The following is a 10,081-nucleotide window of genomic DNA, read 5'->3' as shown; positions in this document are numbered from 1 at the left end:
ATAGCATAAGTAGGTTAAGTTCATGGTAAGATTTGGGGAAAAAAGGTGGACGTTCAGTCCGCCTTTTTTATTGCAAAAAACTTCCATCCACAAAGATTTCTCTCCATTCACAGATACTTTAAGGTATATAATTTGATCTTCTAAGGTTATTTTTCGCGGATTATATGCTCTATTTTTAGAAAATTTCAAGGTCAACCCCCTCTATTTTGTTCAAGTTTTTAGAAAAAGGGAGATTTAAACCCACTAAATTTTATTTCTGATAATCAGTTAATTAAGCGTAATTTTCACTCTTTTTACGCTAAAAAACAAAAGACACAAAGTACTTATTGTAAAAAATATTCTTTTTTTTTTTGTTATTTATCACAATACCAGTAATTTAGTATCGCCATAGCATAAGTAGGTTAAGTTTATGGTAAGATTTGGGACGAAAAGGGTGGAGACTTCTCCACCCTTTTCTATGATACCTATAAAAAAACCACCTTGAAGAAGGTGGTTTTTTTATTTAAGAAGTAAATTTCTTACTTGTTCAGTGCGTATAATTCTGATACTTTATCCCAATTTACTACATTGAAAAATGCCCCAATGTAATCGGGTCTTCTATTCTGATAATTCAAATAGTATGCATGTTCCCATACATCCAAGCCTAAAATTGGTGTTCCCCCACAACCTGTGTTCGGCATTAGTGTGTTATCCTGGTTTGGTGTAGAGCATACTTCAACTTTTCCTCCTGGGTGTACGCAAAGCCATGCCCACCCCGATCCAAATCTTGTCGCCGCAGCTTTGGAAAAGGCATCTTTAAAGCCATCAAAAGACCCATAGGCAGCATCAATCGCCGCTGCAAGCTCACCCGAAGGGGCTCCTCCACCATTGGGCGACATGATCTCCCAGAACAAAGCATGATTAAAAAATCCGCCTCCATTGTTACGAACAGCACCATTGGACATATCCAAATTCTGCAAAATATCTTCAATGGACTTGCCTTCTAAATCGGTTCCTTCAATAGCCGCATTTAATTTGGAAGTATATCCGTTGTGATGTTTGGTATGATGTATCTCCATCGTTCTAGCATCAATATGTGGTTCCAATGCATCGTATGCATAGGGTAATTTTGGTAATTCAAAAGCCATAATCATTGTGTTTTTAAGTGAATTAATATGCTTCCTCAAATTTAAGGCATTACAGTATAAATTCCACTATATATTTATGAAGAACTGTGCAATATTCCGTAATTTGCAAATAAAATAGGTGCAGCAGGCCCCATACAAAATATTCAATGCTTCTGCAGGTTCTGGAAAGACCTATACCCTTGTTGCTGCGTACCTTAAGATTCTATTAGCTTCCAATTCCCGAAAAAATTATCGACATATCCTCGCCATTACATTTACCAATAAAGCAGTAAATGAAATGAAACAACGGATTTTAGAGACTTTGTTTGAGTTTAGCCAAATAGTCCCTTCAAAAAGTCCTTCTCCCATGTTTGCCCAGCTTTCCGAAACCTTAGGGCTTCCGCCTCAAAAATTACAGGAAAAATCAAGCGTGATCTTAAAAGAGATTCTTCATAATTATGCCTTTTTTGATATCTCTACCATAGATAAATTTACACATCGGCTTATTCGCACCTTTGCCAAAGATTTAAAACTGCCTCAAAATTTTGAAGTTGTCCTGGATACCGAATTGCTGCTCGATGAGGCCGTTAGCAAACTCATTGATAATGCCGGGACCGACCCTAAACTCACCCAGGTGCTGATTGATTTTGCATTGGAAAAAATAGATGAGGATAAAAGTTGGGACCTTAGTATTGATCTTCAAAAAATTGGACGTCTTCTGTTTAATGAAAATCACGCCATACATCTTAAAAAACTTCAACATAAATCGATCGATGATTTTATCGCCTTAAAAAAACAACTGCGTTCAAGAAGCAATGCTTTAAGGGTCAAAACCATAGAGGCTGCTCAAGCAATACTACAAACACTTACGGATCACGGTTTGGAAACCACGGATTTTACGCGCCAAACACTACCCAATCACTTTAAAAAGATCATTGCTAAAGAGTACACCCGCCTATACGATAATAAATTAGAGGAAAACATTCGGGAAGGAAAACTGCACAACAAAAGTTTGGATCCCCATAAAGCAGCGACCATAAGCCAACTACAGCCGCAGATCCTCAGCACCTATCTAGAGCTTAAACAAGTACTTCATCATATATTTTTTCTAGACAATTGTTACAAAAACAGTGTGCCTTTTACGGTCTTAAATGCGATACAAAAAGAATTGAAGATTTTGGAAGTGGAACGAGATCAATTACCGATCTCCTCTTTCAACACCATCATTTCCAACGAGATAAAAGACCAGCCCGCTCCCTTTATTTATGAACGTCTGGGAGAAAAATACCACCATTATTTCATCGATGAATTTCAGGATACTTCGGAGATGCAATGGCAAAATCTAATTCCCTTGATCGGAAATGCCCTGGAAGGAGAGGACGAACAAGGAAAAAAAGGCTCTTTATTAGTTGTTGGGGATGCCAAACAAGCCATTTATCGTTGGAGAGGGGGCAAGGCCGAACAATTTTTGCACCTTATTGGTCAATCTACGAATCCTTTTGTAATTCCTCCACAAATAGAAAGCCTTCCTACAAATTATAGGAGCCATACCGAGATTATTAATTTCAACAATCGTTTTTTTACCACCACTAGTCCCTTCTTGAACAGCGAGCACTACAAGGATTTGTTTATCGAAGGGAACCAACAACAAAGCACGGACAAGGCAGGGGGAATTGTTCAATTGACATTTCTTGAAGAAGGAAATGATACGGATGTGCAGTATCAAGAACAGGTATTGTCCACAGTCAAAGAAATCAGGTCTCAGGGACACCCATTAAATGATATTTGTATCCTTACCCGAAAACGGAAACACGGTATTGTATTGGCCGATTTTCTAATGCGCCAGGGAATCCCCATTATTTCGTCCGAGACCCTTTTGTTGAACAGTAGTCCACAAGTACAGTTTCTGGTGTGTTTATTAAAATACAGTACAGATCCCAAAAATTTGGAGGTTGCCTATGAAATCCTTTATTTCTTGGGGCAAGGCCAGGAAAATATACATTTCTTTATTGCGCAGCACTTAGATCAGATTCCAATGCTATTATGGGACAACTACGGGTTTGATTTGGAATGGCTAAAAAAATATTCGGTTTTCGATGGCCTGGAGCGCGCCATAAGACAATTTGATCTAGCGCCCAACTCCAATGCTTACCTCACCTTTTTTATGGATGTCATCCTAGAGGTCGAGCTCAAAGAAGGAAGTAACGCCCAGGTATTTTTGCACTATTGGGAGAAGAAAAAAGACAGCTTAAGTATTGCTGTTCCCGAAAATATGGATGCGGTACAACTCATGACGGTACACAAGGCCAAAGGTTTGGAGTTTCCCTTTGTTCTATTCCCTTTTGCCAATACCTATATCTATGAGGAAATTGACCCCAAACTATGGCTTCCTGTAGATCCAACTGCCTTTCAGGGTTTCGAATCGCTTTTAATAAGCAAAAAAAAGGAGGTAGAAGCGTATAGCGAGATGGCAGAGATCTTGTATCAGGAGGAACAACATAAGCTGGAATTAGACGCCTTTAATATCCTATATGTGGCCTTGACCCGTGCAGTAAAAGGATTGTACATCATTACAGAAAAAGCAATAAAAAGTAACGGCACGGTGAAAACGGATCGATATTCCGGTCTCTTTATATACTATCTTCAGGAAATACACCAGTGGGATTCTCAACAGAACCATTATACTTTTGGCACGCTTCCGCCATTCAATGATACGTCCAAAAGCAAGACCGAAACCCAAGAAATAGTGCCTTATGCCTATACTTATAAGGATAGGCCTTCTTTCACCATCCTGACCAAGTCTGGCAGTCTTTGGGATACAGAACGCGAAAGTGCCATCACCAAAGGAAATTTGGTACATACTGCCATGGGGCATATAACCACAGAAAAAGACATTCCCAAAGCATTGGATCTATTGCAAAGGAATGGGGATAGTAGCGCCAAAGACATTGCATCCTTGGAACAAATTATCCATCAGATCATACGTCATCCCAAATTGGCACCCTATTATAAAGAAGGAAATATCGTGTATAATGAAAGAGATATAATTACCGAAAATGGATTAATTTTGCGCCCGGATAGAGTAGTCCTTCAAGATAAGGAGGCCACTATCATGGATTATAAAACAGGAAAAAAAGACCCACGCTATCATCAGCAACTGGCCACATATGCCGATGCTGTTGAAAAAATGGGATTTCAGATCGCCAATCGTATCCTTATATATATTAATGATACGATTACAACAGAATTTATATAACAAGAGGAAACAGTATTATGTACGGAAAAATCAAAGAACAATTACAGGAGGAATTAGAGGCCATCAAAGAAGCTGGGCTCTATAAGAAAGAACGCATCATTACCTCCCCCCAAGGTGCTGTCATCAAAATTTCCACAGGGCAAGAAGTCATTAATTTCTGTGCCAACAACTATTTGGGCCTTTCTTCGCACCCCGAGGTAATACAGGCAGCCAAAGATGCGATGGACACCCATGGTTTTGGCATGTCTTCCGTACGCTTTATCTGCGGGACACAAGATATCCATAAAGAACTGGAACAAAAAATTGCCGATTTCTATCATACCGAAGACACCATATTATATGCCGCCGCCTTCGATGCCAATGGAGGTGTCTTTGAACCCTTGCTAACCGCAGAAGATGCCATTATTTCGGATTCTTTGAACCATGCCTCCATTATAGATGGGGTGCGTTTGTGCAAGGCCAAGCGTTATCGTTATGCCAATAATGATATGGCCGATCTGGAACAACAATTGAAACAAGCCAGTGCAGACAATGCCCGCTTTAAGATTATTGTAACAGACGGGGTTTTCTCTATGGATGGTTTGGTAGCTCCTTTGGATCAAATCTGTGATCTGGCCGATCAGTACGATGCCTTGGTCATGATCGATGAGTGCCATGCTGCAGGTTTTATTGGGGAGACCGGAAGAGGCACCTTGGAAGAGAAAGGGGTTTTAGATCGGATCGATATCATCACCGGCACCCTTGGAAAAGCCCTTGGTGGTGCTATGGGTGGCTATACCACCGGAAAAAAAGAGATCATTGAACTTTTACGCCAACGCTCCAGGCCCTATTTGTTTTCCAATTCGCTGGCTCCTGCCATTGTGGGCGCCTCCATTAAGGTATTCGATATGTTGGAAAACGATACTTCGTTACGCGATACATTGGAAAAGAACACCGCTTACTTTAAAAATGGGATGAAAGCCGCGGGTTTTGACATTATCGATGGTGATTCGGCTATTGTCCCCGTAATGCTCTATGATGCCAAGCTCTCCCAACAAATGGCCGATATGCTCTTAGCGCAAGGAATCTATGTCATTGGGTTCTTCTTTCCGGTAGTACCTAAAGGAAAAGCTCGTATCCGGGTACAACTTTCCGCGGCTCATGAAATGGAGCATCTTGATCGTGCCATTTCTGCGTTTACCGCGGTTGGAAAGCAACTGAATATTATTTAAAAGTAACTTTTCGTCGGCAAACAACGTTAAAAAAAAGATAAAATTGATTTTGTTAATAAGTCTTAACAACTTACATTTGTAGCTAATTAACACTTAAACTTAAAAATTAGAACATGAAACAACTTAGCAAATTATTGGTTGTTGCCCTACTTATCATTGGCGTTAACAACATTCAAGCTCAGGATCAAAATAATCCTTGGTCTATTGGTGTTGGTATAAATGCACTTGATTTCTTTCCTACCAATGCAGATCCCTCGGATGTTTTACCAGCCTATCAGACAGGTTCTATTTTCAGCGAATTTTTCAATGCTAACGATCACTGGAACATTTTGCCTTCAGTATCTTACGTTTCCGTATCCAGATATATAGGAGATGGTTTTTCTGTTGGTGTTACTGGTTCTTTGAACAGAATTGAAAATTTGGGAGATACACGAGTAGATGACCTTACGCACTACGGAGTTGATGGTGTGATCAAGTACAACATTCTAAGAAATACTCAGCTTAGACCATATGCTACTATCGGTGGTGGTTATACTTGGATCGACGACATAGGTTCTGGAAATGCAAATGCAGGTCTTGGACTTAGCTACTGGTTCAGCGAAAACGTTGGTGTTTTCGTTCAGTCAACATATAAGCACGGTTTCGAAGATTCCAGTGCTCCTCACTTCCAGCATGCTGCTGGTCTTACCTTCAAATTTGGTGGTGTAGATACTGATGGGGACGGCATTTATGACAAAGACGATGCTTGTCCAGAAGTTGCTGGTCTTGAAGCATTCAACGGTTGTCCAGATGCTGATGGTGACGGTATAGAAGATAGCAAAGACAGCTGTCCTAACGCTCCAGGTTCCAAAGAATTGAACGGATGTCCTGATACTGATGGTGATGGTATTGCCGATAAAGATGATTCTTGTCCTAACGAAGCTGGTCTAGCTGCCCTTAACGGTTGTCCAGATGCTGACGGTGATGGAATTGCTGATAAAGATGATGCTTGTCCAAGTGAAGCAGGTCCTTCTGCTAACAAAGGATGCCCATGGCCAGATAAAGATGGTGATAGCGTTTTAGATAAAGATGATCAATGTCCAGATGTTGCAGGTACTGTAGCAAACAATGGTTGTCCTGAAGTAACTGAAGAAGTTCAGAAGCAATTGAACGATTATGCCAAAACCATCTTATTTGACACTGGTAAATCTTCTATCAAAGCAGAGTCTACTTCAGTAATGGTAGATATCATCCAAATCTTGGCCGAGTACCCAACCGCTAAATTTACAGTTGAAGGTCACACAGATAGTGTAGGTAGTGCTAAAACGAACCAAAGATTATCTGATGAAAGAGCTAACTCTGTACGTGATTTCTTGATTGAAAAAGGAATTGCTGCAGATAGATTATCTGCTATCGGATACGGTGAAGACAAGCCTATCGCTACCAACAAAACAAGAACGGGTAGAAAACAAAACAGAAGAGTAGAAATCAACTTGATGAAATAAGCAAGTACCGATTTAAATTATAGGAAAAAGCTCCGCAATTGCGGAGCTTTTTTTATTTTTAAAAATGCAAAGTTTTCTAGAAGATGTTATCCAGGAAGTATGGAATGGTGATGATGCCCTGGAAGGAACCGTATTTATACTTCCCAGTAAAAGGGCAGGTACTTTTTTACGCAACCGAATAGCCGCTCGCAGTACGAAAACTTTCTTTTCGCCAGAGATTTATAGCATTGAAAGCTTTATAGAACAGATTTCCGGTTTGTCCTATGCGTCCAACACCGAACAACTTTTTACGCTCTATACTACCTATAAGAATACCACAAAAGCAGAAGTCGATAGTTTTTACAGTTTCTCCAAATGGGGACAAACGCTGCTCCAGGATTTCAATGAGGTTGATCGTTATCTGGTAGACACCTCCAAACTTTTTTCGTATTTGGCCGATATTCAAGAAATCAACCATTGGTACGTTCAAAAGGAGAAAACCAAAATGATGGAAGACTACATCAGTTTTTGGAACAATTTGGAAACTCTTTATACCGGCTTCAACCAAAATCTAAGGCAACGCGGCATTGGCCATCAAGGATTGGTTTATAGAACTGCCGCTGAACAGATTACCACATACCTAAAGGGAAATACAAAAAAGCATATTTTCGTTGGCTTTAATGCCTTGAATACAGCAGAATCACAAATCATTCAATACATTCTAACCCATTCCCAAGCCGAAATCTATTGGGATCTTGATGCTTATTTTTTACAGGACCCCATACACGATGCAGGCTTATTTATTCGTCAGCACCAACGGCAATGGGATTACCTTAAAACGCATCCGCTCAAAGGAATTCAGGAGCATTATTTAAAATCCAAACATATTGAATGTATCGGGCTCCCAAAAAATATAGCCCAGGCAAAGTACATTGGTACTTTGATTCAAAAACTACATCAACAAGAAAAAAAAGGAGTACGGGATACCGCCATAGTTCTTGGCGATGAAACCTTGTTGAACCCCGTAATCAATGCCTTGCCCAAGGCCATTGAGGGAATCAATATTACCATGGGATATCCCCTTCATAAAACGCCATTGGCCAGTGTCTTTCTGCAATTCTTTGAACTCTACATTCAAATTGATGAACAAGGTTGGTTTTATAGGCATACCCTGGATTTTTTAGCACAACCTTATATACAACGTTTTCTGTTCCAGGACGAAAGAAACTGGGCCAGCGAACTGGCCGAAACCATAAAGACACAAAACTGGGCTTATATTTCCTTAGACAAAATAGCAACTTTCGCCGCAGCTAACACGCACTTTAAGTTGTTGTTTTTTGATAAGAATAGCGCCCCTTTGGACTTTATTGATCGCTGTCAGACCATTATCCTTCACTTAAAAAACAGCCCGGAAACCAAGGATAGTGCCTTGGATATGGAATATCTTTATCGCTTTCATACCCTTTTCAATCAATTAAGGGAATGGATAGAACAACACCCATTTGTGAACGACCTTAAGTCCCTCCAGGGCCTATACCGTGAAATTCTTTCTTCGGAAACTTTAGATTTTCAAGGAGAGCCGCTTAGGGGCTTACAGATCATGGGAATGTTGGAGAGTAGAAATCTAGATTTTGAAACCGTTATCATCAGTGGGGTGAATGAAGGCATTCTCCCTTCCGGAAAATCCAACAACTCCTTTATTCCCTTCGACATCAAAAAAGCCTTTGGACTTCCTACCTATAAGGAAAAAGATGCCGTGTACACCTATCATTTCTATCGCTTGCTACAACGTGCCAAAAAGGTATACCTTCTATACAACACCGAACCCGATGTATTGGAGGGAGGTGAAAAGAGTCGTCTGATCACCCAAATGCTCACCGATGAAAATATCCTCCCACATATCACCGAAACCATTGCAACACCGGCCATAGAGGTACTTCCAAAAAAAACGGGTCTCATTCCTAAAGATCAGCATTTGATGCAACGCATTGAAGCGTTTGCAAAAAAGGGATTCTCACCCACTTCATTGAGCAATTACATCCGTAATCCTATGGGTTTCTATACCCAACATATCCTCAATATCGATAGTCGAACTGAAGTGGAAGAAACCATTGCCGCCAATACTTTTGGAACAGTAGTCCACAACACTCTGGAGGAGCTGTACCTGCCTTTTGTGGGCAAGATACTGACCAAAGTGCATTTAAGCGAAATGAAAGGGAAGATACAAACTACCGTTCGGAAACACTTTGGCCAAAGCTATATGGAAGGGGATATCAGTAGGGGCAAAAACCTTATTGCCTATCATGTAGTGGTGCGTTATGTAGAGAACTTTATTGCTATGGAAATGGCAACCGTAGCCTCCCATGAAATCGAAATTGTAGCATTGGAGCAGCGGATGGAAACCCAGCTGCACTTTCCGGAGCTCCCGTTTCCAGTGCGCCTTAAGGGCACTCTTGATCGTATTGATCGCAAAGACGGGCAATTGCGTATTATTGATTACAAAACGGGAAAAGTACAGAGCACCGCTGTTGAAATTGTGCAGTGGGAAGACATTATCAGTGATTATACCTATAGCAAAGCTTTTCAATTGTTATGCTATGCGGTATTATATGATAGGCGCACTCCTATACATACTATCAGTGCCGGCATCATTTCCTTTAAAAATCTACAGGCCGGTCTTCTCCAGTTCGCTACCAAAGAAAAAAAGGGAAGTCGGGTAAAGCATACGCAAATTGATCAACAGCTACTTCAGGACTTTATGGAACAGTTGCAAAGGCTCATTGTAGAAATCTGCACGGCAACAACACCTTTTATAGAAAAAGAGGTGTAATGGGTCAGTTCGAGTGATTTGTTTTTCTAAAAGGAAAAACAAATTGTATCGAGAATTCGCTCTGCGAAGTTTGCAAGTTCGCAGCACAAACCTCATACCTCTCACCCGATATCCCATACCTCAAAAAATACCCCTAAAGTCCCCTCAAGGGGACACTATCTCTAAATATACTTGCCGGTCACTTCGAGTGTTTTTGGATGAACGCAGTGAAGCTA

General features: G+C 40.5%; 6 protein-coding genes. 4 read left to right on the top strand and 2 right to left on the bottom strand.

Translation table 11 applies throughout. From position 1 onward, the window contains the following. Window positions 1-189: hypothetical protein (locus ACEXOE_RS08190; protein WP_394748255.1), on the bottom strand; the 189-nt coding region annotated here is incomplete at its 3' end. Window positions 190-518: 329 nt separating this feature from the next. Further along, window positions 519-1,127, bottom strand: a complete 609-nt coding sequence (locus ACEXOE_RS08185) for a superoxide dismutase (protein ID WP_394748254.1) — start codon at window positions 1,125-1,127, stop codon at window positions 519-521. 118 nt (window positions 1,128-1,245) lie between these two features. Here ACEXOE_RS08185 and ACEXOE_RS08180 point away from each other — a divergent pair, with 118 nt between their 5' ends. The 4 genes from ACEXOE_RS08180 to ACEXOE_RS08165 all read left to right on the top strand — a co-directional run bounded on the left by ACEXOE_RS08180 (window position 1,246) and on the right by ACEXOE_RS08165 (window position 9,866). Then, the gene (locus tag ACEXOE_RS08180; protein WP_394748253.1) at window positions 1,246-4,362 is read left to right on the top strand and encodes a UvrD-helicase domain-containing protein; all 3,117 of its coding nucleotides are present in this window, start codon (window positions 1,246-1,248) and stop codon (window positions 4,360-4,362) included. Between the two features lie 17 nt (window positions 4,363-4,379). Then, complete coding sequence (gene kbl / locus ACEXOE_RS08175) at window positions 4,380-5,573, top strand: glycine C-acetyltransferase (RefSeq protein WP_394748252.1); 1,194 nt, start codon at window positions 4,380-4,382, stop codon at window positions 5,571-5,573. A gap of 113 nt (window positions 5,574-5,686) precedes the next feature. Then, the gene (locus tag ACEXOE_RS08170) at window positions 5,687-7,057 is read left to right on the top strand and encodes an OmpA family protein (protein WP_394748251.1); all 1,371 of its coding nucleotides are present in this window, start codon (window positions 5,687-5,689) and stop codon (window positions 7,055-7,057) included. Between the two features lie 64 nt (window positions 7,058-7,121). Next, window positions 7,122-9,866, top strand: a complete 2,745-nt coding sequence (locus ACEXOE_RS08165) for a PD-(D/E)XK nuclease family protein (RefSeq protein ID WP_394748250.1) — start codon at window positions 7,122-7,124, stop codon at window positions 9,864-9,866. The last annotated feature ends 215 nt before the right edge of the window (window positions 9,867-10,081 follow it).

This window comes from Spongiimicrobium salis (assembly GCF_043678055.1).
Lineage (GTDB): Bacteria > Bacteroidota > Bacteroidia > Flavobacteriales > Flavobacteriaceae > Spongiimicrobium > Spongiimicrobium salis.
This window is presented reverse-complemented; position numbering and strand designations above follow the sequence as displayed.